21 protein-coding genes are annotated in these 24644 nt (G+C 60.4%); 11 read left to right on the top strand and 10 right to left on the bottom strand.

What is annotated here, in order from left to right; genetic code table 11:
- Window positions 1-255, top strand: a complete 255-nt coding sequence (ibaG, locus tag FOT55_RS05145; RefSeq protein ID WP_025304370.1) for a BolA family iron metabolism protein IbaG — start codon at window positions 1-3, stop codon at window positions 253-255.
- Window positions 256-310: 55 nt separating this feature from the next.
- A complete protein-coding gene (gene murA, locus FOT55_RS05150) occupies window positions 311-1570 on the top strand; it encodes a UDP-N-acetylglucosamine 1-carboxyvinyltransferase (RefSeq protein WP_004937068.1) in 1260 nt (419 codons plus the stop codon).
- Between the two features lie 71 nt (window positions 1571-1641).
- Here murA and degS read toward each other — a convergent pair whose 3' ends face one another.
- From degS to zapG, 3 genes are all read right to left on the bottom strand, one after another.
- Window positions 1642-2700 carry an outer membrane-stress sensor serine endopeptidase DegS gene (gene degS, locus FOT55_RS05155; protein WP_025304369.1) on the bottom strand — a complete coding sequence of 353 codons (1059 nt, stop codon included), beginning with the start codon at window positions 2698-2700 and terminating at the stop codon, window positions 1642-1644.
- A gap of 88 nt (window positions 2701-2788) precedes the next feature.
- Window positions 2789-4159: a serine endoprotease DegQ gene (gene degQ, locus FOT55_RS05160; RefSeq protein WP_142591213.1), complete on the bottom strand. Its 1371-nt coding sequence runs from the start codon at window positions 4157-4159 to the stop codon at window positions 2789-2791.
- Between the two features lie 175 nt (window positions 4160-4334).
- Window positions 4335-4736 (bottom strand): Z-ring associated protein ZapG, encoded by a 402-nt coding sequence (gene zapG, locus FOT55_RS05165; protein WP_004937074.1) that lies wholly within the window; start codon window positions 4734-4736, stop codon window positions 4335-4337.
- A 231-nt stretch (window positions 4737-4967) separates the two neighbouring features.
- On the opposite strand from zapG, the gene zapE reads away from it, so the two are divergent.
- From zapE to sspB, 5 genes are all read left to right on the top strand, one after another.
- Window positions 4968-6095 carry a cell division protein ZapE gene (gene zapE, locus FOT55_RS05170; RefSeq protein ID WP_147823191.1) on the top strand — a complete coding sequence of 376 codons (1128 nt, stop codon included), beginning with the start codon at window positions 4968-4970 and terminating at the stop codon, window positions 6093-6095.
- 275 nt (window positions 6096-6370) lie between these two features.
- The gene (rplM, locus tag FOT55_RS05175) at window positions 6371-6799 is read left to right on the top strand and encodes a 50S ribosomal protein L13 (RefSeq protein WP_004937079.1); all 429 of its coding nucleotides are present in this window, start codon (window positions 6371-6373) and stop codon (window positions 6797-6799) included.
- Window positions 6800-6814: 15 nt separating this feature from the next.
- Entirely contained in the window at window positions 6815-7207 is a 393-nt protein-coding gene (gene rpsI, locus FOT55_RS05180) for a 30S ribosomal protein S9 (protein WP_004937080.1), read from the top strand.
- Window positions 7208-7532: 325 nt separating this feature from the next.
- The gene (sspA, locus tag FOT55_RS05185) at window positions 7533-8174 is read left to right on the top strand and encodes a stringent starvation protein SspA (RefSeq protein ID WP_025304366.1); all 642 of its coding nucleotides are present in this window, start codon (window positions 7533-7535) and stop codon (window positions 8172-8174) included.
- 5 nt (window positions 8175-8179) lie between these two features.
- A complete protein-coding gene (sspB, locus tag FOT55_RS05190; protein WP_025304365.1) occupies window positions 8180-8680 on the top strand; it encodes a ClpXP protease specificity-enhancing factor in 501 nt (166 codons plus the stop codon).
- A gap of 62 nt (window positions 8681-8742) precedes the next feature.
- On the opposite strand, the gene FOT55_RS05195 is transcribed toward sspB, so the two are convergent.
- The 3 genes from FOT55_RS05195 to gltB form a co-directional block, all read right to left on the bottom strand.
- Entirely contained in the window at window positions 8743-9222 is a 480-nt protein-coding gene (locus FOT55_RS05195; protein WP_025304364.1) for a hypothetical protein, read from the bottom strand.
- A gap of 164 nt (window positions 9223-9386) precedes the next feature.
- Entirely contained in the window at window positions 9387-10805 is a 1419-nt protein-coding gene (locus tag FOT55_RS05200; protein WP_043141970.1) for a glutamate synthase small subunit, read from the bottom strand.
- Between the two features lie 14 nt (window positions 10806-10819).
- The gene (gene gltB, locus FOT55_RS05205; RefSeq protein WP_060434641.1) at window positions 10820-15280 is read right to left on the bottom strand and encodes a glutamate synthase large subunit; all 4461 of its coding nucleotides are present in this window, start codon (window positions 15278-15280) and stop codon (window positions 10820-10822) included.
- Between the two features lie 691 nt (window positions 15281-15971).
- Here gltB and mnmL point away from each other — a divergent pair.
- The 4 genes from mnmL to mtgA all read left to right on the top strand — a co-directional run bounded on the left by mnmL (window position 15972) and on the right by mtgA (window position 20961).
- Window positions 15972-16910, top strand: coding sequence for a tRNA modification radical SAM protein MnmL/YtqA (mnmL, locus tag FOT55_RS05210; protein ID WP_089196283.1), 939 nt, complete (start codon window positions 15972-15974; stop codon window positions 16908-16910).
- 92 nt (window positions 16911-17002) lie between these two features.
- Window positions 17003-19342, top strand: a complete 2340-nt coding sequence (gene arcB / locus FOT55_RS05215) for an aerobic respiration two-component sensor histidine kinase ArcB (protein ID WP_147823192.1) — start codon at window positions 17003-17005, stop codon at window positions 19340-19342.
- A 237-nt stretch (window positions 19343-19579) separates the two neighbouring features.
- Window positions 19580-20233: an isoprenoid biosynthesis glyoxalase ElbB gene (elbB, locus tag FOT55_RS05220; RefSeq protein ID WP_147823193.1), complete on the top strand. Its 654-nt coding sequence runs from the start codon at window positions 19580-19582 to the stop codon at window positions 20231-20233.
- The gene (mtgA, locus tag FOT55_RS05225; protein WP_025304358.1) at window positions 20230-20961 is read left to right on the top strand and encodes a monofunctional biosynthetic peptidoglycan transglycosylase; all 732 of its coding nucleotides are present in this window, start codon (window positions 20230-20232) and stop codon (window positions 20959-20961) included. The genes elbB and mtgA overlap by 4 nt, the downstream gene beginning before the upstream one ends.
- Before the next feature lie 39 nt (window positions 20962-21000).
- Here mtgA and dolP read toward each other — a convergent pair whose 3' ends face one another.
- From dolP to FOT55_RS05245, 4 genes are read right to left on the bottom strand one after another with little or no spacing between them, the layout of a single operon-like run.
- Window positions 21001-21576, bottom strand: a complete 576-nt coding sequence (gene dolP / locus FOT55_RS05230) for a division/outer membrane stress-associated lipid-binding lipoprotein (RefSeq protein WP_004937101.1) — start codon at window positions 21574-21576, stop codon at window positions 21001-21003.
- A 9-nt stretch (window positions 21577-21585) separates the two neighbouring features.
- The gene (gene diaA, locus FOT55_RS05235; protein WP_004937103.1) at window positions 21586-22176 is read right to left on the bottom strand and encodes a DnaA initiator-associating protein DiaA; all 591 of its coding nucleotides are present in this window, start codon (window positions 22174-22176) and stop codon (window positions 21586-21588) included.
- A gap of 51 nt (window positions 22177-22227) precedes the next feature.
- Window positions 22228-22581: a YraN family protein gene (locus FOT55_RS05240; protein WP_015379164.1), complete on the bottom strand. Its 354-nt coding sequence runs from the start codon at window positions 22579-22581 to the stop codon at window positions 22228-22230.
- Entirely contained in the window at window positions 22578-24617 is a 2040-nt protein-coding gene (locus FOT55_RS05245; RefSeq protein WP_043141990.1) for a penicillin-binding protein activator, read from the bottom strand. The genes FOT55_RS05240 and FOT55_RS05245 overlap by 4 nt, the downstream gene beginning before the upstream one ends.
- Window positions 24618-24644 lie beyond the last annotated feature (27 nt).

Raw genomic sequence — 24644 nt, forward strand, 5'->3', positions numbered from 1 at the left:
ATGGAAACCAACGAGATTAAAGACGTGCTGATGCAGGCATTGGCACTGGATGAAGCACATGTGACGGGCGACGGCAGCCATTTTCAAGCGATCGTGGTCGGTGAACTGTTCGCCGGCATGAGCCGCGTCAAAAAACAGCAGACGGTTTACGCACCGCTGATGGAATACATTGCTGACAACCGCATTCATGCCTTGTCTATCAAGGCGTACACCCCTGAAGAGTGGCAGCGAGACCGCAAACTCAACGGATTTTAAGGCTGTTTGCCCTGCTGGGCGGGCAGCTTCAGATTAGATAACAGAGAGTAGTCAGATGGATAAATTTCGTGTGCAGGGTCGGACCCGCCTGAGCGGTGAAGTGTCTATTTCCGGGGCCAAAAACGCCGCCCTGCCGATCCTGTTCGCCGCCCTGTTGGCGGAAGAGCCGGTCGAGCTGCAGAATGTCCCTAAGCTGAAGGACATCGACACCACCATTAAACTACTCAACCAGTTGGGTACCAAGATTGAGCGCAACGGTTCGGTCTTCGTGGACGCCAGCGGCGTGAACGAGTTCTGCGCCCCTTACGATCTGGTGAAAACCATGCGCGCTTCCATCTGGGCGCTGGGGCCGCTGGTGGCGCGCTTCGGCCGCGGTCAGGTTTCCCTGCCGGGGGGCTGCGCGATCGGCGCGCGTCCGGTCGATCTGCACATCACCGGCCTGGAGCAACTGGGTGCCGAGATCAAGCTGGAAGAAGGCTACGTTAAGGCGTCCGTCGAGGGCCGTCTGAAGGGCGCGCACATCGTCATGGACAAGGTGAGCGTGGGCGCGACCGTAACCATCATGAGCGCCGCGACTCTGGCGACCGGCACCACCGTTATCGAGAACGCCGCACGTGAGCCGGAAATTGTCGATACCGCCAACTTCCTCAATACGCTGGGCGCGAAGATCAGCGGCGCCGGTAGCGACAAGATCACCATCGAAGGCGTCGAGCGTCTGGGCGGCGGCGTGTATCGCGTGCTGCCTGACCGCATCGAGACCGGGACCTTCCTGATCGCCGCCGCGGTTTCCGGTGGCAAAGTGATGTGCCGCAACACCCGCCCGGATACGCTGGATGCGGTGCTGGCCAAGCTGCGCGAAGCCGGTGCCGATATCGAAGTGGGTGAAGACTGGATCAGCCTGGACATGCACGGTAAACGCCCGAAAGCGGTCACCGTGCGCACCGCGCCGCACCCGGGCTTCCCGACCGACATGCAGGCCCAGTTCAGCCTGTTGAACCTGGTGGCGGAAGGCACCGGCGTTATCACCGAGACCATCTTCGAAAACCGCTTCATGCACGTGCCGGAATTGATCCGCATGGGCGCACACGCGGAAATCGAGAGCAATACCGTGATCTGCCATGGCGTTGAGCAGCTGTCCGGCGCTCAGGTGATGGCGACCGATCTGCGCGCTTCCGCTAGCCTGGTGATCGCCGGCTGTATCGCCGACGGCGTGACCGTCGTCGATCGCATCTATCACATCGATCGCGGCTATGAGCGTATTGAAGACAAGCTGCGCGCGCTGGGTGCGAACATCGAGCGTGTGAAAGGCGAGTAAGGCATTAGCGCCGGCGCGGCTGCGTCGGCAGGATGAAAATCAAAGGGCCGGCTATCAATGCCGGCCCTTTTTTAATTGCTGTCTTCCGGGAATTCACCCACCGTCATTTTCAGCGTAATGCGTTTGCCGTCGCGCAGCACGATGACCGGTATCTCGGTGCCCGGTCTGATCTCCGCTACCTGATCCATGGTTTCCAGCACGGACACCGCCGGTTTGTTATCCACGTTGATGATGATGTCGTTGATCTGGAAACCGGCGCTGCTCGCCGGGCCGTTCGGCGTAATTTCGGTCACGATGATGCCCTGCAGGCGATCGATGCCGGAATTGGAGGAGCGCAGCGGAATGATCTCTTTGCCCTGAATGCCGAAATAGCCACGGATCACGCGGCCGTCGCGGATCAGCTTGTCCATGATTTTGGTGGCCAGCTCGATCGGAATGGCAAAACCGAGACCCTCCGGCGTTTCGCCGTCGGTGATTTTGTCATAGGTCAGGGTATTGATGCCGATCAGCTCACCCAGCGAGTTGACCAGCGCGCCGCCGGAGTTGCCGCGGTTGATTGATGCGTCGGTCTGCAGGAACGTCTGGCGGCCGGTGGTGCTCATACTGATGCGCCCGGTAGCGCTGAGAATGCCCTGAGTCACGGTTTGCCCCAGGTTATACGGGTTGCCGATTGCCAGCACCACGTCGCCGACGTGGGCAACGCGATTTTTATTGGTCGGGATCACCGGTAAATTGCCGGGATCGATCTTCAGCACCGCCAAATCGGTCAGGCCGTCGGAGCCGACCAACAGTGCTTCGTAGCGGCGGCCATCCTGCAACACCACGGTGATCTGCTGAGCGTCTTTGATCACGTGGCGGTTGGTGATGATATAGCCGCGTTCGTTCATGATCACGCCGGAACCGAGCGACAGCACATTGGCGGCGCCGTTCAGGTTGCGGTTGTAGATGTTCACCACGGCGGGGGCGGCGCGGCGCACCGCCTTGTTGTAGCTCACCGGCGTTTCGTCGCTGGTATTCTCGGTTTTCTCTGCAAACAGGCCGTTGGAAGAGCGCAGCATGGGCAGAGCGACCAACAGCAGGCCGGCAACGATGAGACCGATAACGACAGAACGCAAGAGCTTAGCAAACATGGAGTTTTCGTGGTGTGGTGAACGATGTTCGGAGGATAGCATGAGTTAACCGGGCGCAGTATGTCACCGAGCCCGGTTTTTGCACAAATTAACGCAGTAGCAGATAAATGGTTTCGTTACCGCGCACGATATTGAGCGCCATCACCGGTGGCTTGGCCTCCAGCACTTTGCGCAGCGTAGTGATGTTGTCCACGCGCTGACGGTTGACGCCGATGATCACGTCGCCTTTCTGCAGGCCGATCTGCGCCGCCGTTGACCCTTTATCCACGTTCTCCACCTTCACACCCTTGTCACCGCTCGGCAACGCGCCGTTACTGAGGGAGACGCCCTGCAGCGCCGGCGACAGCGTTTCGGCATTGGTCGAGGCGCTCTCGCTGTTGTCCAGCGTGACCGAGACTTCCTGCGGTTTGCCGTCGCGCAGCAGGCCCACTTTGAGGGTTTTGCCCGGCGCGGTGGTGCCCACCTTGGCGCGCAGCTCAGCGAAGCTGCTCACCGGTTTACCGTCGACGGAAACCAGAATATCGCCGGCCTTGATGCCGGCCTTGGCGGCGGCGGATTTCGGCAACACTTCGCTGACGAAGGCGCCGCGCTGTGCGTCGGTGTTGAAGGCTTTGGCCATATCCGGAGTCATTTCGCTGCCCTTGATGCCCAGCAGGCCGCGTTTCACTTCGCCGAATTCAATCAGCTGCTGGCTCAGGTTCTGCGCCATATTGCTCGGAATAGCGAAGCCGATGCCGACGTTGCCGCCGCTCGGCGCCAAAATGGCGGTATTGATGCCGATCAGCTCACCATTCAGATTAACCAGCGCGCCGCCGGAGTTACCGCGGTTGATCGAGGCGTCGGTCTGAATGAAGTTTTCCAGCCCTTCCAGATTCAGGCCGGAACGCCCCAACGCCGAGATAATGCCGGAGGTAGCGGTTTGGCCCAGGCCGAACGGGTTGCCGACCGCGACGGCAAAGTCGCCGACGCGCAGCTGATCGGAGTCGGCCATCTTGATGGCGGTCAGGTTTTTGGTGTCGCTGAGCTGCAGCAAGGCGATATCGGATTGCTCATCGCGGCCAACCAGCTTGGCGTCCAGCTCGCGCCCGTCGTTCAACTGCACGCGGATTTTATCGGCGTTGTTGATGACGTGGTTGTTGGTCAGCACATAGCCTTTGGTGGCGTCGATGATGACGCCGGAACCCAGCCCTTCAAACGGGCGGGAGCTCTGCTGTTGACCGGGGAAGTTAGGGCCGAAGAAGCGTTTGAACTCTTCCGGCAGCTGTTGACGCTGCACCTGAGTGCCAGCGACATGCACGCTCACTACGGCGGGCAGGACTTTTTCCAGCATCGGTGCCAGGCTCGGCAGCGGCTGCCCCTGAACGGCGACGGGCAGGGCCGCGTTGGCCACCGGTACGGAGCTGAGCGTCAGGCCGAGGCTAATTGCCAATGCACTAAGAATTAAAGACTTTTTCTTCATTGATGATAACTCTCTCAATACCTGCCGATGAAAATTTGATGATAAGGCAATCACCTTGTCATAGTGAAGGGTAAGACCGTGAATTTGCGTGCAAAGTTCAGTAAAGGTAATGCGAGGGAAGGTCAAGACGGTAAACGGGGGAAAACCCGCGGGTGGCCCCGCGGGCGAAGGGATATTAGTCGCGGCGCGCGCTTTGGCCGCGCAGCAGGCCGGAGGCGCCTTCCGAATAGTCGCGCGGCATTTCCACCGGCGCCTGATCGTTGTCTGCTTCCGCTTCGGTCAGGCGATAGCGGAACGGATTTTCCTGCATCGGCAGGTCCGGCAGCAGGTTGTTGGAGCTTTTCGCCATGTGCTGATACAGCTGACGATAATCGCGTGCCATGTTGTCCAGCAGCTCGGCGCTGCGGGCAAAGTGGCCGACCAGCTCCTGACGGTACTCTTCCAGCTCGGTTTTGCTCTTGTCCAATTCGTTCTGCAGGACTTGTTGTTGACGTAATTTACGGTTGCCAAAACGCATCGCCACCGCACCAATCACGATACCGACGACCAAACCAATCAGCGCATACTCCCAGGTCATGATGACTCCTATTTTGACTTCGTTGTTCCGCAGGGATTTTTCACTTAATAATATCCACTATAACCGTTAACCTTGTCCGAGTGGAATCCTGATGCGCTTCCACCTAATTTTTACAGGGTTTTCAGCGGCGCCCGCAGTGGGCATTTGTGGCGATAACGGTGCGAATCGGCATCAACTTGCCGCCAACGTTGGCTAAATAATTTCTAAGCGTTCTTAGGGAACATCGAACAGATGCAGGCACTATCACCGTTATCTCGCTACCAGCAGGCGCTGGACGCGGGGGAATATCAGGCCGATGAGGTTCAACGTCGGGCCGTTACTCAACTGGATCGCATTTATCAGGCCCTGCTGCAAAAGCCTGCGGCGAGCGCGCCGACCGGCGGGCTGCGCGGCAAGCTCAATCGCTTGCTGGGCAAGGGCGGCGAAACGGCGCCGCAGCGTCCGGTGCAGGGGCTGTATATGTGGGGCGGCGTCGGGCGCGGCAAAACCTGGTTGATGGACATGTTCTTCCACAGCCTGCCGGGCGATCGCAAAATGCGTCTGCACTTCCATCGCTTCATGCTGCGGGTGCATGAAGAGCTGACCGAGTTGCAAGGGCGGGAAAACCCGCTGGAAATCGTCGCCGACGGCTTCAAGGCCGAGACCGATGTGTTGTGCTTCGACGAATTCTTCGTGTCCGACATCACCGACGCCATGCTGCTGGCCACGCTGCTGCAGGCGCTGTTCGCGCGCGGCATCACGCTGGTGGCCACGTCGAACATCCCGCCGGACGATCTGTACCGCAACGGTCTGCAGCGGGCGCGTTTCCTGCCGGCCATCGATCTGATCAACGAGTACTGCGACGTGATGAACGTCGACGCCGGCATCGACTATCGTCTGCGTACCCTGACCCAGGCGCACCTCTACCTGACGCCGCTGAGCGACCAGACGCGCGAGACGCTGGATCGGATGTTCGTCAAGCTGGCGGGCAAGGCGGGGGAGGACGCGCCGGTGCTGCAGATCAACCATCGGCCGCTGCAGGCGATCCGTTCGGTGGACGGCGTGCTGGCGGTGGATTTCCACACGTTGTGCGAAGAGGCGCGCAGCCAACTAGACTACATCGCGCTGTCGCGGCTGTATCACAGCGTGATCCTGTATAATGTGCGGGTAATGGGGCCGCTGAAAGAGAATACCGCGCGCCGTTTCCTGGCGTTGGTGGACGAATTCTACGAACGGCACATCAAGCTGGTGATCGGCGCCGAAGCGTCGATGTTCGAGATCTATCAGGGGGTGCAGCTGAAATTTGAATTCCAGCGCTGCCTGTCGCGCCTGCAGGAAATGCAGAGCGAAGAGTACCTCAAGCTGCCGCATCTGCCCTGAATCTGCCGGGCTTGCCGCCGCCATATCGCCGGTTGTCCGCCGCCGGCGATAAATTTATTTTCCATTCAAAAACCGTTCGATCTTTGTGAGCGACTTCTCTATAATCTTGCGACCCCACGTTACAACAAAGTTTTTTTTCCCAAAAACTTTATAGTGCCGGCAATGGCTATTCGAAGGGGTAGGTTTGCTGGACTTGTATGGTCGTGTGAGCCTCAACTGTTTTCGAGCGTTTGGGTGTTCACCAACGTGTAACTAATTATTGGGTAAGCTTTCTAATGAAAACTTTTACAGCTAAACCAGAAACCGTAAAACGCGACTGGTACGTTGTTGATGCAGATGGTAAAACTTTAGGCCGTCTCGCTACTGAACTGGCTCGTCGCCTGCGCGGCAAGCATAAAGCGGAATACACCCCGCACGTGGATACCGGTGATTACATCATCGTTCTGAACGCTGACAAAGTTGCTGTAACCGGCAACAAGCGTACAGACAAAGTGTACTACCACCACACCGGCCACATCGGTGGTATCAAGCAAGCGACCTTTGAAGAGATGATTGCCCGCCGTCCTGAGCGCGTGATTGAAATCGCGGTTAAAGGCATGCTGCCAAAGGGCCCGCTGGGTCGTGCTATGTTCCGTAAACTGAAAGTTTACGCGGGCACCGAGCACAATCACGCGGCACAGCAACCGCAAGTTCTGGACATTTAATCGGGATTAATGGCAATGGCTGAAAATCAATACTACGGCACTGGTCGCCGCAAAAGCTCCGCCGCTCGCGTCTTCATCAAGCCGGGCAACGGTAACATCGTTATCAACCAGCGCAGCCTGGAACAGTACTTCGGTCGCGAAACTGCCCGCATGGTAGTTCGTCAGCCGCTGGAACTGGTCGACATGGTTGGCAAACTGGATCTGTACATCACCGTTAAAGGTGGTGGTATCTCCGGTCAAGCTGGCGCTATCCGTCACGGTATCACCCGTGCACTGATGGAGTACGATGAGACTCTGCGTTCTGAACTGCGTAAAGCTGGCTTCGTCACCCGTGACGCTCGTCAGGTTGAACGTAAGAAAGTCGGTCTGCGTAAAGCACGTCGTCGTCCGCAGTTCTCCAAGCGTTAATTTTCGCTGCTTCGGCAGTGCGATTTACGCAAAAAACCCGGTGCTTCACCGGGTTTTTTTATGCCTGAAATCCGCCGTCCCCGACTAAAATCTGTGGCATATCAGACAATTCAACATGAATTCGCCGCAGCGCCCCCACAAAACAAGCAAAATCTGGTAAACTATCACCCACTTTTGCGCCTGTTCGCCGTGCAGTTGACCTCCTGGGCCGGTTTTTTATGGGTTCGGGTCGCGCTGCGTGCTGCCGGCCTGCGGCAAGATTATTCAGGATAGCAGCCTGTCAGTTGGCTATTCGCAGTATTTTCTAGATAACTTGGAGGTTTTCATGGCTGTCGCTGCCAACAAACGTTCGGTAATGACGCTGTTCTCTGGCCCGACCGACATTTTTAGCCATCAAGTACGTATCGTACTGGCGGAGAAAGGTGTCAGCGTCGAGATCGAGCAGGTCGAAATGGATAACCTGCCGCAAGATCTGATTGACCTCAACCCTTACCAGACGGTGCCTACGCTGGTCGATCGCGAACTGACCCTGTATGAATCCCGCATCATCATGGAATATCTGGATGAGCGCTTCCCGCACCCGCCGCTGATGCCGGTTTACCCGGTTGCCCGTGGTGAGAGCCGTCTGATGATGCTGCGCATCGAGAAGAACTGGTACTCGCTGATGGACAAGATCGAGAAGAGCAGCGGTCAGGAAGCGGAATCCGCCCGTCGTCAGCTGCGTGAAGAGCTGTTGGCGATCGCGCCTATCTTCGGCCAGACGCCGTATTTCATGAGCGAAGAGTTCAGCCTGGTGGATTGCTACCTGGCACCGCTGTTGTGGCGTCTGCCGCAGCTGGGCATCGAATTGAGCGGCGCCGGCTCTAAAGAGCTGAAAGGCTACATGACCCGCGTCTTCGAACGCGACGCTTTCCTGGCTTCCCTGACCGAAGCCGAGCGTGAAATGCGCCTGCAAACCCGGGGCTAAGCGCGATGGACATGTCTCAGATGACGCCGCGTCGCCCGTATCTGCTGCGGGCGTTCTACGACTGGCTGCTGGATAACCAGCTGACGCCGCACCTGGTGGTCGACGTGACTCGCCCGGATGTTCAGGTGCCGATGGAGTTCGCGCGTGATGGCCAGATCGTGTTGAATATCGCGCCGCGCGCGGTAGGCAACCTGGCGTTGGGCAACGAAGACGTGCAGTTTAACGCACGTTTCGGCGGCGTGCCGCGTCAGGTTTCGGTGCCGATGGCAGCCGTACTGGCGATTTATGCGCGTGAAAACGGCGCCGGCACGATGTTCGAACCGGAAGCCGCCTACGACGAGAGCGAAGGCGTGTTCGAAGGTCTGGACAATGAGACGATCCCTTCGGAAACCTTGATGTCGGTGATCGACGGCGATCGCCCGGATACCGCGGAAGATGACGGCCCGGACGACGAACCGCCGCAGCCGCCGCGCGGTGGCCGCCCGGCGCTGCGTGTGGTGAAATAAGCCCGCGTGAACAAACGAAAAAGCACCCCGTGGGGTGCTTTTTTTTGCCCGGACGAAGCGGATCAGCCTTTCAAGGCGGCAATGCAGGCATCGCGCGGCGCGCTGAGATCGCCTACGCGCACGGTGGACAGCGCGTGGGCTGCACGCTCACGGAAGCTGGTGATGGCGGTGTCGCCTTGCACTTCCGGTGGCGCGGTGCAGATGTCATTGAGCGGCAGATCGTTGCCTTTGTTGAGCGCCTGCAATACCGCCGCCGGGTTGTAGATCAGGGCCGCGGAGAGGGCAGATTTAATGCCGGCGGTAAATCCGGCATTGCCGCCGCCGGCCAGCTTGGGCGCCAGAGCAATCCAGTTGTCGTCCCCCAACCGGATGCTGTTTTCCACGGCGCTGAACTGCCCGGCCTTGCCCAACTGCGCCACGACCGGCCGCGCGCCGCGCGCTTCGATATTGTAACCGACCTCCTGCGAATCCAGCGCCAGGGCTGAGGCGCTGAAACTGACGGCCAGCAGCGCGCCGGCCAACAGGGAAATGGAGCATTTCATGTTCGCTATCCTTATCTCGGTGTCAGGCGCAGCCGCGCCCTGCAATGGTGCTAACTCAATACTATAGCGCGTTGAGGCAGTGAGGAGAGGGGCGGTTGTTACAAAGCGTGGCCGGTTAAAACAAAGGCCCGGCAACGTGCCGGGCCTTTGGCGGTACGGAAGGTTTACACTTCCAGGTAGTTCATGATGCCGTCTGCCGCTTTGCGGCCTTCGGCGATCGCCGTCACCACCAGGTCGGAGCCGCGGACCGCGTCGCCACCGGCGAAGATTTTCGGGTTGCTGGTCTGGAATGCGTTGTCGCTGCCTTCCGGCGCCACGATGCGGCCCTGTTTATCGAGCTGCACGTCGTGCGCCGCCAGCCAGTCCATACGGTGTGGGCGGAAGCCGAACGCCATCACCACCGCGTCGGCGTCGATAACGTGTTCGGAACCCGGTACCTGCTCCGCCGCCTGACGGCCGTTGGCATCCGGTGCGCCCAGCTGAGTGCGCACCATTTTCACCCCGGCCACGCGGCCGGCGCTGTTCAGTTCGATGCTCAGCGGCTGCAGGTTGAACTGGAAGTCCACCCCTTCTTCCCGCGCGTTCTTCACTTCGCGCTTGGAGCCCGGCATGTTGGCCTCGTCGCGGCGGTAGGCGCAGACGACCTGCGTCGCGCCCTGACGCACCGAGGTACGCACACAGTCCATGGCGGTATCGCCGCCGCCCAGCACCACTACCCGCTTGCCTTCCATGCTGACGTAAGGCTCGTGCTGCTCGGTTTCATAGCCCATCAGCTGCTTGGTGTTGGCGATCAGGAACGGCAGCGCGTCGTACACGCCCTGCGCTTCCTCATTCTCCAGGCCGCCGCGCATCGACTGATAGGTACCGACGCCGAGGAACACCGCATCGTACTCGCTCAGCAAGGTCTCCATGCTGATGTCTTTGCCCACTTCGGTGTTCAGCTGGAACTCGATGCCCATCTCGCTGAAGATGCCGCGGCGTTTGACCATCACTTCCTTTTCCAGCTTGAAGGCCGGGATACCGAAGGTCAGCAGGCCGCCGATCTCAGGATGACGGTCATACACCACCGCTTTGACGCCGTTGCGGGTCAGCACGTCGGCGCAGGCCAGCCCGGCAGGGCCGGCACCGACGATCGCCACGCGCTTGCCGGTCGGCTGCACGTGCGACATGTCCGGCTTCCAGCCCATTTCGATGGCCTTATCGCTGATGTAGCGCTCGATATTGCCGATGGTGACCGCGCCGAACTCGTCGTTCAGGGTGCAGGAGCCTTCGCACAGGCGATCCTGCGGGCACACGCGGCCGCACACTTCCGGCAGGCTGTTGGTCTGATGCGCCAGGTCCGCCGCTTCCATGATGCGGCCTTCGTTGGCCAGTTTCAGCCAATTCGGGATGTAGTTGTGCACCGGGCACTTCCACTCGCAATACGGGTTGCCGCAGGACAGACAGCGGTCCGCCTGGGCCTTGGCCTGGGTTTCCGAAAACGGTTCGTAGATCTCGACGAACTCGATTTTGCGGATCTTCAGCGGTTTCTTTGGCGGATCAACACGCTGCAGGTCGATAAATTGATAAACGTTCTGGCTCATTAATGACCTACCTCTTACTGCGCCTGCACCCGCAGCTCGGCTGCGGAGCGGCTACGGTGACCCAACAGCGCTTTGACATCGCTGGACTTCGGTTTGACCAGGGCGAACTTTGGCGCCCACTCCGGCCAGTTGGCCAGGATCTCTTCCGCGCGGGAAGAGCCGGTCGCCTGCACGTGTTCGGTGATCAGGCCGCGCAGGTGCTCCTCATGGATCGCCAGCTGATCGACATCCAGCACTTCCACCAGCTCCGGATTCACGCGCTTGCGGAACTCGCCATCTTCGTCCAACACGTAGGCAAAGCCGCCGGTCATGCCGGCACCGAAGTTGATGCCGGTTTTACCCAGCACACAGACGATGCCGCCGGTCATGTATTCGCAGCCGTTGTCGCCGATGCCTTCCACCACGGTGATGGCGCCGGAGTTGCGCACCGCGAAGCGTTCGCCCGCGCGGCCGGCAGCGAACAGCTTGCCGCCGGTGGCGCCGTACAGGCAGGTGTTGCCGACGATACTGGCTTCATGGCTGCGGAAGGCGGAGCCGATCGGCGGACGCACTGCGATGCTGCCGCCGGCCATGCCTTTGCCGACATAGTCGTTGGCATCGCCGGTCAGGGTCAGCTCGACGCCGCCGGCGTTCCAAACGCCGAAGCTCTGCCCGGCGGTGCCGGAGAAGTGCGCCTTAATAGGATCGGCCGCCATGCCCTGATCGCCGTGCACGTCGGCGATCGCGCCGGACAGCATGGCGCCCACGGAGCGGTCGGTGTTGCGAATGTCGAAGTAGAAGGTTTTACCCTGCTTCGCTTCGATGTACGGCTGCGCCTGCGCCAGCAGCTCTTTGTTCAGCAGGCCCTTGTCGAACGCCGGGTTGCTGCTTTCGGTGCAGTACACCGCTTTGCCCGGATGCGGCGTGGCGGTTTTCAGCAGCGGCGACAGATCCAGCTTGTTCTGCTTGGCGGAGATGCCGTCCAGCTCGGTCAGGAACTCGGTGCGGCCGATCAGATCCACCAGTTGGCTCACGCCCAGTTGGGCCATGATCTCGCGGGTTTCACGCGCGATAAACTGGAAGTAATTCGTCACGCGTTCCGGCAGGCCGTGGTAGTGATCGCGGCGCAGCTTGTCGTCCTGAGTCGCGACGCCGGTCGCGCAGTTGTTGAGGTGGCAGATGCGCAGGTATTTGCAGCCCAGCGCCACCATCGGCCCGGTGCCGAAGCCGAAGCTTTCCGCGCCCAGGATCGCCGCTTTGACGATGTCCACGCCGGTTTTCAGGCCGCCGTCCACCTGCAGGCGGATCTTGTGGCGCAGGCCGTTGGCCACCAGCGCCTGCTGGGTTTCCACCAGGCCCAGTTCCCACGGACAGCCGGCATATTTCACCGAGGACAGCGGGCTGGCGCCGGTGCCGCCGTCGTAACCGGCGATGGTGATCAGATCGGCATAGGCTTTCGCCACGCCGGTGGCGATGGTGCCCACGCCCGGCTCGGACACCAGTTTCACCGAGATCACCGCCTTCGGGTTGACCTGCTTCAGGTCGAAGATCAGCTGCGCCAGATCTTCGATCGAGTAGATGTCGTGGTGCGGCGGCGGGGAGATCAGCGTCACGCCCGGCACTGAATAACGCAATCTGGCGATGTACGGAGTGACTTTGTCGCCCGGTAGCTGGCCGCCTTCGCCCGGCTTGGCGCCTTGCGCGACCTTAATTTGGATCACGTCGGCGTTCACCAGGTAGGCCGGCGTCACGCCGAAGCGGCCGGAGGCCACCTGTTTGATGCGCGACACCTTGTTGGTGCGGTAGCGCGCCGGATCTTCGCCGCCTTCGCCAGAGTTGGAGAAGCCGCCGAGACCGTTCATGGCGATCGCCAGCGACTCGTGCGCTTCCGGGCTCAGTGCGCCGATCGACATCGCCGCCGTGTCGAAGCGTTTGAACAGCGACTCCGCCGGTTCAACCTGATCGACCGGGATCGGTTCGCCTTTCGGCGTGATGGCCAGCAGATCGCGCAGCATGGCGACCGGCCGCTCGTTCACCAGCTTGGCGTAGGCCTGGTAGTCGCTGTACTCGCCGCTGTGCACCGCTTTTTGCAACGAGTTCACCACGTCCGGGTTGTAGGCGTGGTATTCGCCGCCGTGTACGAACTTCAGCAGGCCGCCTTGCTCCAGCGGCTTGCGTTTCAGCCAGGCGCGCTTGGAGAGGTTCTGCAGATCCTGCTGGAAGTCGCTGAAGCTGGCACCGCCGATGCGGCTGACCACGCCCTGGAAGCACAGATCCGCCAGATCGCGGTGCAGGCCGACCGCTTCGAACAGCTTGGAGCAGCGGTAAGAGGCGATGGTCGAGATGCCCATCTTGGACATGATCTTGTACAGGCCTTTGTTGATGCCGTTGCGGTAGTTCAGCATCACGTCGCGGTATTTCTTGTCGATCGCCTGGCTGTCCACCAGCTTGGCCAGGGTTTCATAGGCCAGATACGGGTAGATGGCGGTCGCGCCGAAGCCGAGTAGCACGGCGAAGTGGTGCGGATCGCGGGCGCTGGCGGTTTCAACGATCAGGTTGGCGTCGCAGCGCAGGCTTTTCTCCACCAGGCGGGTTTGCACGGCGCCCACGGCCATTGGAGCCGGTACCGGCAGGCGGCCGGGCGCGATGGCGCGGTCGGACAGCACCAACAGCACTGCGCCTTCGCGCACCTTGCGTTCCGCTTCGTCGCACAGGGCGCGAATGGTCTGCTCCAGATCCTGCTGCTGCGGATCGAAGGTCAGATCGAGCGTCTCGGCGCGATAGTATTCGCCTTCTAGCGTGGTGAGCTGTTTGAAATCGGAGTACAGCAGGATCGGCGATTTGAAGCTCAGGCGGTGCGCCTGGCCTTCGGCTTCGCAGAACACGTTCATTTCACGCCCGATGCTGGTGGCCAGCGACATGACGTGCGCTTCGCGCAGCGGATCGATCGGCGGGTTGGTGACCTGCGCGAACTGCTGGCGGAAGTAGTCGTAAACGATGCGCGGCCGGCTGGAGAGCACGGCGAACGGGGTATCGTCGCCCATCGAACCGGTGGCTTCCTGGCCAATCTCGCCCAGCACGCGGATCACCTGATCCAGCTCTTCGCTGCTGTAGCCGAACTGTTTCTGGTAGGTTTCGAGCTGCGCGTCGTCGAGCTCGCGGCTGCCGACCTGATCGTCCGGCAGATCTTCGAACGGCACCAGGCGTTTGACGTTTTTCTCCATCCACTCTTTATACGGGTGGCGGCTTTTCAGATCGTTGTCGGTTTCCGCTGAGTGCAGGATGCGGCCGCTGCGGGTGTCGATCACCATCAGCTCGCCGGGGCCGACGCGGCCTTTTTCCACCACTTCATCCGGCTGGTAATCCCAGATGCCGACTTCGGAGGCGCAGGTGATCAGCTTGTCTTTGGTGATCACGTAGCGCGCCGGGCGCAGGCCGTTGCGATCGAGGTTACAGGCGGCGTAGCGGCCGTCGGACATCACGATGCCGGCCGGGCCGTCCCACGGCTCCATGTGCATCGAGTTGAAGTCGAAGAAGGCGCGCAGATCGCCGTCCATGTCCGGGTTGTTTTGCCAGGCCGGCGGCACCAGCAGGCGCATGGCGCGGATGAGATCCATCCCGCCCGCCAGCAGCAGCTCCAGCATGTTGTCCAGCGAACTGGAGTCGGAGCCGGTTTCGTTGACGAACGGCGCGGCGGCCTGCAGATCCGGGATCAGTGGCGTTTGGAATTTGTAGGTACGGGCACGCGCCCATTGGCGGTTGCCGGTGATGGTATTGATTTCGCCGTTGTGCGCCAGGTAACGGAACGGCTGCGCCAGCGGCCAGCGCGGCACGGTGTTGGTGGAGAAGCGCTGGTGGAACAGGCAAATGGCCGACTCCAGGCGCAGGTCCGCCAGATCGAGATAGAAGCGCGGCAGATCCGCAGGCATGCACAGGCCTTTATAGATCGTCACCAGGTTGGAGAAGCTGCAGACGTAGAAACTGTCGTCCTGCACGCGTTTCTCGATGCGGCGACGCGCCACGAACAGGCGGCGCTCCATATCGCGCGGGCGCCAGCCGGCCGGGGCATTAACGAAGATTTGCTCGATGCGCGGCAGGGAGGAGAGGGCGATTTCACCCAGCACGTCCGGGTTAGTCGGCACTTCACGCCAGCCGACGATCGACAGCGTTTCGTTTTGCAGCTCTTCTTCCACGATGCGGCGGCTGAGGCGCGCTTCCTCTTCATTCTGGCTGAGGAACATCATACCGACGGCGTAGTTCTTGGCCAAACGCCAGCCGCGCTCTTCCGCCACCATGCGGAAGAAGCGATCGGGTTTTTGCAGCAACAGGCCGCAGCCGTCGCCGGTCTTGCCGTCGGCCAGGATCGCGCCGCGGTGCTGCATGCGGGCCAGCGCGTGAATGGCGGTGCGCACCACCTTGTGGCTAGGTTCGCCTTCTATGTGGGCGATCAGGCCGAAACCACAGTTGTCCCTCTCTTGGGATTTATCGTACAACATATCGTGAACCTCCCCAGGCTCTGCGTGACTCTCACAACCTACTGCGAGGGGGCTTCCCAATTTCAGGCAGAAGTCCAATCAGCAAGTTAACCCCGCCAATCTGCTTTTCCGCCCTCCATCAATGGCCTCTCGTGACGGTCTCACAAGTGGTATAGGACTTGTTTTAAGAGGGAGTCTTCAATTACTGCATAAATATGACGAGACGTTTGCCCGTCCAGAAAGCTTCCAGCGGACTTCCAACTTAGCGAGAAAGAATTCGCAGGTCAAATGTGGGCTTAAGATAGATTCTTATCGAATTAATGATGTTTATTTATTTGATAAATAAGTAATTTAATGCATTTTTGCACTGTCGTGGGGCAACACCGATCCCCGCAGAAGTGTGAGCTGTCTCACTATAGTGCAACCCCTTAATCTCTGCACCATGCTAGTGCGGGGGTTAATGCCAGAATTTTATTCTATAAGATATTGCTTGGCTGATGTTTATGACTATTTTTCACCGTGTTGTCATATTGCCGTTAACGGTTGCGTGACGATTAGAATAATTCATCAGAATTATAGTGAATTGATTTGCGTTTATGATGAATAGTTATGCCTGGTGGCGCCTTGCGGGGAAAGCGTTGATCTCTGTCATCGCGGGAAAAGCCGTTTCTTATTAGCATCGCGGCTTTGAACACAGAGAATCACCAAGATTATGCAGTTGCCGCAATTAGTCAATATGTTTGGCGCAGATCTCCAGCACCGCTATGGCGAAAAGATCCATAAACTCACGCTGCACGGCGGATTCAGCTGCCCTAACCGCGACGGCACGTTGGGGCGCGGCGGCTGTACGTTCTGCAATGTCGCCTCGTTCGCCGATGAAGCGATGCAGCGCCAGAGCATCGACGAACAGCTGGCGCAGCAGGCCGCGCGGGTCGATCGGGCGCGGCGCTATCTGGCCTATTTCCAGGCCTATACCAGCACCTATGCGCAGATCGAACGGCTGGCGTCGATGTATCGGCAGGCGTTGGCGCAGAGCGCCATGGTCGGCCTGTGCGTCGGCACCCGGCCGGACTGCGTGCCGCCCGCCGCGCTGGATCTGCTGGCGGGATACCGCGAGCAAGGCTATGAAGTGTGGCTGGAGCTGGGGCTGCAGACGGCGCACGATAAAACGCTGAAGCGCATCAATCGCGGCCATGATTTTCGCTGTTATCAGCAGACGGCGCGGCTGGCCCGGCAGCGCGGGCTGAAGGTGTGCTGCCATCTGATCGTCGGGCTGCCGGGAGAAACTCAGCGCGATCATCTGCTCACGCTGCAGCGGGTGGTGGAGACTGGCGTGGATGGCATCAAACTGCATCCGCTGCACGTCGTGACCGGCAGTACCCTGGCACGAGCGTGGCGCGCCGGGCGCTTGTCCGAACTGGCGTTGGAGGACTACGCCGTCAGCGCCGGGGAGATGATCCGCCACACGCCGGGCGAGGTGGTGTATCACCGTCTTTCCGCCAGCGCCCGTCGGCCGACGCTGCTGGCGCCGCTGTGGTGCGAAAACCGCTGGAGTGGCATGCAGGCGGTCGGTGCTTATCTGCAACAGCGCGGTGGGCAGGGCAGCGCGCTGGATGAAAAGTGGCGCTACCGCCCTGGAATGCCGTTCTGAAGTGCAATCTTTGCCACACTTCGGCGTTTGCCGCCTTATCTCACCGCGGTTTTACGGTATGATTCAAAAGATTGTGTCTGATGGGAGCCGCTATGAAGCAAATCCGGGTGTTGGCCCAGTACTACGTTGATTTAATGGTGAAACTGGGGTTGGTACGCTTCTCGCTGCTGCTGGCCTCGGCGCTGGTGGTGCTGGCGATGGTGGTGCAGATGGCGGTGACCATGCTGCTGCGCGGCGAAGTGGAAAGCATCGACGTGGTGCGTTCGATCTTCTTCGGCCTGTTGATCACCCCGTGGGCGGTCTACTTCCTCTCGGTGGTAGTGGAGCAGCTGGAGGAGTCGCGCCAGCGGCTGGCACGGCTGGTGGACAAGCTGGAAGAGATGCGCCACCGCGATCTGGAGCTCAATCAGCAGCTCAAAGACAATATCAGCCAGCTGAACCAGGAGATCGCCGATCGCATCAAGGCGGAAGAAGAGCGCCTGCAGGTGATGGAGAAGCTGACGGAAGAGATGGAACAGCGCGAGCTGGCGCAGATTGAGCTGGGCCAGCAATCGGCGCTGTTGCGTTCCTTCCTCGATGCCTCGCCGGATCTGGTCTACTACCGCAACGAAGACAAAGAGTTCTCCGGCTGCAACCGCGCGATGGAGCTGCTGACCGGCAAAAGCGAGAAGCAGCTGATCGGCCTGACGCCGTTCGACGTCTACGGCCAGGAGATCGCCGAAAAGGTCATTGAGACCGACGAGAAGGTGTTCCGCCACAACGTCTCGCTGACCTACGAACAATGGCTGGTGTATCCCGACGGCCGCAAAGCCTGTTTCGAGCTGCGCAAGGTCCCGTTTTACGACCGGGTGGGCAAACGCCACGGGCTGATGGGCTTCGGCCGCGATATTACCGAGCGTAAGCGCTACCAGGACGCGCTAGAGAACGCCAGCAGGGAGAAGACCACCTTTATCTCCACCATCAGCCACGAGCTGCGTACGCCGCTTAACGGCATCGTCGGCCTGAGCCGCATCCTGCTCGATACCGAGCTGAATGACGAGCAACTGAAATACCTGAAGACCATCCACGTCAGCGCCATCACCCTCGGCAATATCTTCAACGACATTATCGAAATGGATAAGCTCGAGCGGCGCAAGGTGCAGCTCGACAACCAGCCGGTGGACTTCACCGGTTTCCTGGCAGATCTGGAGAACCTCTCCGGCCTGTTGGCACAGCCGAAAGGGCTGCAGTTCATCATGGAGCCGCAGACGCCGCTGCCGCAGCAGATCGTGACCGACGGCACGCGCCTGCGGCAGATCTTGTGGAACCTGATCGGCAACGCGGTGAAATTTACCCAACAGGGGAAAATCGTGGTGCGCGTGCGGCGCGAGGCGCAGGAGAAGTTGGTGTTCGAGGTGGAAGATTCGGGCATGGGCATCCCGCAGGACGAGCAGGACAAGATCTTCGCCATGTATTACCAGGTGAAAGATCAGCGCGGCGGCCGTCCGGCCACCGGCACCGGCATCGGGCTGGCGGTCTCCAAGCGGCTGGCGCAGAGCATGGGGGGTGACATCACCGTGCGCAGCGAACAGGGGCACGGTTCTTGCTTCACTCTGACCATCCAGGCGCCGGCGGTGCAGGAAGCCGTCAGCGAGGTATCGGAGGAAGAGGAGCTGCCGTTGCCGGCGCTGCACATCCTGCTGGTGGAGGATATCGAACTGAACGTGATCGTGGCGCGATCGGTGCTGGAGAAATTGGGCAACAGCGTCGATGTGGCGATGAACGGCCACGATGCGCTGGCGATGTTCGACCCGGACGAGTTCGATCTGGTACTGCTGGACATCCAACTGCCGGACATGACCGGGCTGGATATCGCCCGGGCGCTGCGCGAACGCTATGCCGGGCAGGCGCTGCCGCCGCTGGTGGCTTTGACCGCCAACGTGCTGAAAGACAAAAAAGAGTATCTCGAGGCGGGCATGGACGATGTGCTGAGCAAGCCGTTGTCGGTGCCGGCGCTGACCCAGGTCATCAAACACTATTGGGATCATCAACCTTCTCACACTTCAAAGAAAACGGAGCACAAGGCGATGCAGATTAATGAGTCGTTACTCGATACCGCGATGCTGGAACAGTACATGGATCTGGTTGGCCCGCAGCTGATCCACCAAAGCCTGGAGATGTTCGAACAGATGATGCCGGGCTACCTGGCGGTACTGGATTCCAACATGACGGCACGCGATCAGAAAGGCATCACCGAGGAAGGGCACAAGATCAAGGGAGCCGCCGGCTCGGTCGGTCTGCGTCACCTGCAGCAGCTGGCGCAGCAAATTCAAACGCCGACGCTGCCGGCCTGGTGGGATAACGTGCAGGATTGGGTGGATGAGTTGAAACAAGAGTGGCGCAACGACGTGCAGGTATTGAGAGCTTGGGTTGAGAACGCTGAAAAAAAATGACCCCGACCTAAGCCGGGGTGCGCGAATATTGCGCCAACACCAGGGAAATTGTGAACCTGCGTATTGGTTTCAGTGTTCTGGTCGAGCAGGTTGTTGCGAATTCCTAAACATCATACAGCCAACAACATAGCAAATGTAAGCGCTCTTGTTAGAAGATTCATTAAAATGTGTGATGTAGATTAGTGTTTGTCAACTCAGAGCACGAACCAGTTGACAGCAGAGACAGGAGTAAGAGTGATGAAAAAGGTGGGTGTAGTCCTCAGCGGCAGCGGCGTTTATGACGGTACGGAGATCCATGAGGCGGTGCTGACGCTGCTGGCGTTGGACCGTGCCGGCGCCCAGGCGGTGTGCTTTGCGCCTGATAAACCACAATGCCATGTTATTAATCACTTATCAGGTGAGGAGATGGCGGAGTCGCGCAATGTCCTGATTGAATCGGCGCGCATTGCCCGTGGCGCAGTGCAGCCGCTGGCGCTGGCGGAAGCCGCCCAGCTGGATGCGCTGATCGTGCCCGGTGGCTTTGGTGCCGCCAAGAATCTCAGCAATTTCGCCGAAGCCGGCGCGGAATGTTGGGTCGATGAAGATTTGGCGCGTCTGACGTGCGAGATGCATAAGGCCAACAAACCAATTGGCCTGATGTGCATCGCGCCGGCGCTGTTGCCGAAACTGCTGGATCAACAAGCGCGGCTCACCATTGGCAACGATCCGGACCTGGGGGAAGTGATTGACGCCATGGGCGGCGAGCCGGTGATTTGTCCGGTGGACGACATCGTGGTGGACAGCGAGCACAAGATCGTGACTACGCCAGCCTATATGCTGGCGCCGTCGATCGCGCAGGCGGCCCTCGGCATCGATAAGCTGGTGGCGCGGGTGCTGGAACTGTCTGAATGAGAAAATCGCTCGGCGGATGGCGGCGGCTGCGCCCGTGGTATTGGCTGAAGCGCGGTGTCATCGCGATTATCGGCCTGTGGGTGTTGGGCATTGTGCTCTTTGCCTTCCTGCCGGTGCCGTTTTCCGCCGTGATGGTGGAGAGGCAAGTCAGCGCCTGGCTGAGCGGCGACTTCGGCTACGTCGCCCATTCGGACTGGGTGTCGATGGACGATATCTCGCCGCAAATGGCGCTGGCGGTGATGGCGGCGGAGGATCAGAAGTTTCCAGACCATTGGGGCTTCGATGTGGCGGCCATTGAAAAGGCGCTCAGCCACAACGAGAAACGCCCGACGCGCATCCGCGGCGCATCCACGCTGTCGCAGCAGACCGCTAAAAACCTGTTTCTGTGGGATGGCCGCAGCTGGCTGCGCAAAGGGCTGGAGGCCGGGCTGACGTCGGGCATCGAGCTGGTGTGGACCAAGCGACGTATTCTGACGGTGTATCTGAACATCGTCGAGTTCGGCGACGGGGTGTTCGGCGTGGAAGAGGCTTCACAGCGCTTTTTCCATAAGCCGGCCAAACGTCTGAGCGCGGCCGAAGCGGCGCTGCTGGCGGCGGTATTGCCGAATCCGCACCGCTTCAGGGCCGATGCGCCGTCCGGCTATGTGGTGCAGCGTCAACAATGGATTATGCGCCAAATGCGGCAACTGGGCGGGGAAGCGTTTTTACGCGAGAACAAGCTGGATTAAACGTGCGGGAGCGGCACGGTGCCGCTCCCGCCAAGCGGTTTATTTCACATAGGTAAAGGCGGTAGTGACGTGCTTCACGCCGCTGACCTGGCTAGCAATCTGCGCCGCTGACTGCCCTTCCTGCTGCGTGACCAGGCCCAGCAAGAACACTTCGCCGTTTTCGGTAGTAACCTTCACGTTGGACGATTTCACCGTATCGCTGGTGAGCAGCTGCGAACGCACCTTGGTGGTGATCCAGGTGTCGGAGGACGCGGTGCTCAGGCTGACCGGCGTGCCCTGACGGATCTCGTTATACACTTCGGTCGTGCCTTCCACGCCCATGGCGATCTGCTTGGCGCGCGCGGTGAGATCGGCGTTAGGCGACTGGCCGGTCAACAGCACCTTGCCCTGATAGGCGGTGGCGACCACCCGGGCATCTTTCTTCAACTGCTGGTCTTTGCTCAGGGCGCTTTCGACCCTGGCTTCCAGCGTGCCGTCATCCACCTGGGTCCCGACGCTGCGCGGGTCGGTGGCGGTTTTGGTCGCGACGGCCGCACTGCCGACGACGACGCCGGCGATACAGCCTTGCAACAGCAGGGCGCTGGACAGCACTGCAAATGTGGCTTTTAGCTTCATCTCAGTTCCTTAATCGTCCTGGTGGGGGAATAACGTATTGTCTATCAGGTCGCACAGGCAGTTTACGGTCAGCATATGCATTTCCTGAATGCGCGAGCTGCGGTGCGACGGGATGCGGATCTCGACATCCTGCTGGCCGAGCAACCCGGCCAGTTCGCCACCGTCGTAGCCGGTGAGCGCGACGATGGTCATATCGCGGGTCACGGCCGCCTCGACCGCTTTCACAATATCACGGCTGTTGCCGCGGGTGGAAATCGCCAGCAGCACGTCACCGGTGTGCCCAAGTGCGCGCACCTGCTTGGCGTACACTTCGTCGTGCAACCGATCGTTGCTGATCGCCGTCAGCACCACGTTGTCGGCGTTGAGGGCGATGGCTGGCAGGCTGGGGCGCTCGGTTTCAAAACGGTTGATCATGCTGGCGGCGAAGTGCTGCGCGTTGGCCGCCGAGGTGCCGTTGCCGCAGCACAGGATTTTGTTGCCGTTGAGTAAGGATTGAACCAGCGTCATCGCAGCGCGGGAAATGGCGTCCGGCAGTGCTTCCGCCGCCGCGATCTGGGTTTGGATGCTTTCGGTAAAACAGACTTTAATTCTATCCAGCACGTTGTATTAATCCACTAAGTCAAAGGGCCGGTCTGCGCCGCAAAACCCCAATTAATCCGCATTGAAGGCGTTGGGTATCCATTCTAACTGGCTACCGGTAATGGCCAAAACATCAAAACGGCAAGATGATGTGTCAAAACTGGCTCCGCGCCCCGCCAGCCAGACGGCGGCGGCGTGCAGCAACCGCTGTTGTTTGCGAAAGGTGACGCTGGCGGCCGCGCCGCCGAAGGCGTCGTTGCGGCGGTAGCGCACTTCGACGAATACCCAGGTAGTGCCGTCGCGCATGATGAGGTCGAGCTCACCGCCGCGCACCGCGACGTTGGCGGCGCAGAAGGTGAGCCCGGCGTGTTCCAGGTGACGGCGGGCCAGTAACTCGTAGCCCGCCCCGGAGGCGCGTGGGTTCAAGAGACCGGAACGACCGTACCCTGACGGTATTGCAGCCAAGGCAGCTTGCGGTTGATCACGCAGTTCGGCGATGCGCTCAGCGTACCGGTGGTGCCGGAAACCTGGAAACCCGGCAGCTGGCGCATTTCAGCAAAGTGGTTGGCCAATGTCCAGGCATCCATCCCCATTGCATACAGGCGCACCAGCGAGTAATCGTTGCGGAAGCGCGCGCTGGCCTGCTGCAGCAGCTGAGGGTTTGAGCCGGCCAGCAGCGGGATATCGCTGAACTGCAGGCCTTCCATTTCCAGACGGAAGTCCGGGCCGGCGCCGGCCTGGTAGCTGCGCGAGCTGGCGTACATCGCCGGTTTGCCGCGCGAGCTGGTGGCCATGTCGATCATCGGTTTGATCAGCGTCAGTTGGGACTGGGTAGCGACGATATACACCGCGTCGACGCTGCCGCCGGTGGCGGCGGGCACGTCGCTCGGCGGCGCAGGAATGGTCAGCCCGGCGATGGTGACGCTCTGCGGCGCCGGGGCGCTCGACATCGGCGTGCCGGTCATGCGGATGCCGCCGCTGTTCACCATCTGGCGCAGCTCGCCGGCAGAGCCGATGTCCTGACGCAGCACGGTTTGCCCGCCTTGTTTCTGCCATTCCTGGTTAAAGGCCTTGGCGACGCGATCGCCGAAGGCGCCGCGCGGCACCAGCAGCAGCGGTTGACGCTTCTGCTGTTCCCAGATGTGGCGGGCGGCGTCGCGCGCTTCATCTTCCGGCGACAGGGCGAAGTAACAGATGTTCAGGTTGTCCTTCGGCGTTTCCGGCTGGTTGAGCGCCAGCACGTTCAGCGTGGTGGTGCTGGCGGACAGCTGATCGACGTTCTCTTTGAGCAGCGGCCCGACCACCAGAGTAGCGCCATCCTGCTGCGCCTGGCTCAGCAAGGCGGCCAGCGGCTGGCTGGTGGTGTCGTACACTTTGACCTGCGCATTAGCGGCCTGCAGCGGCGTTATCGGCGCGCTGGACGGTGCAGCGGGTTGCGCGGCGGTCACGGCCGGCTGGCTCTCTTGCGCCGAAGGGCTGACCGCGCCGTTGGCGTTGATGTCACCCGCTGCGGCCTGATCGGCCGGCGCCGTTTGGGCCGGTGCGCTGGCAGGTTGCGCGGCTTGAGGTTGCGGCGCCGGCATGGAACCGCCGTTTTTCGCCGCTTCGAAGCCTTGCTGGATGGCGTCGGCGAACACTTTCGCCTGGCCGTTCAACGGCAGCAGCAGGGCGATTTTCGAGGTGGAGGCCTGAGTGAAGTTCAGCACCTGGTTCAGGCGAGCCGGCAGCGTTTTGGCTGCCGGGTTCTTCGGATAACGGTTCTGCCAATCTTTGATGCCGGCCTTCAGCAGATCGGGATCCTGCTTGTTGTCCTGATAGACGCGCAGCAGATCCAGCCAGCCTTGCAGCACGTTCTCGTCGGCGTTGATCACCAGGCTGTTCATCTCCTGCGGCGTCAGCTGCAGCAGGGCCTGCCAGGTTTGATCCAGATTGTCCTGGTGCGGTTTGCCGGTCAGCAACGGCTCCTGAGCGATATAGGCGCGGATCAATGGCAGCGACGCTTTGCCTTGATTGGCGGCGATCTGCGCCTGGTAGTAGCGCACCTTCTGATTCGGCGACAGCGCACCGCTGTCCAGGTGGCCCAGCGTGCTGCGGGCGCTGACGTAGCTCTTGTTGGCGATCTGCAGTTCGGCGGTCAGCAACTGGCGCTCAGTCTGCTGTGCGCCGCTGAGGTTTTTCGGCAACTGATTCAACTGGTCGCCGGCCTGCGGCAGTTTTCCTTCGCGCAGCAAGGCGCGAATAGCAAGTAATTGCCAGTCAGCCTTGTTATCATCGCTGCTTTGCTGCAACTGCTGCAGGTAGTAATCGGAGCTGGCGCTCGCTTCGTCCTGTATATTGGCGGGCGGCGTTTGCGGGGCCCGACTTGGACAGCCTGCCAGGAAAAGGGCGGCCGCGATGACTGCGGTAAGTCGGACAGGCTTGGAACGCCCTGCTTTGGTACGAACGAATGTTGAGGAAAGCATACTGTATCCAGTGATGTTTTTTTCAAG

It is taken from the genome of Serratia bockelmannii (genome assembly GCF_008011855.1).
GTDB classification, from domain to species: Bacteria; Pseudomonadota; Gammaproteobacteria; order Enterobacterales; family Enterobacteriaceae; genus Serratia; species Serratia bockelmannii.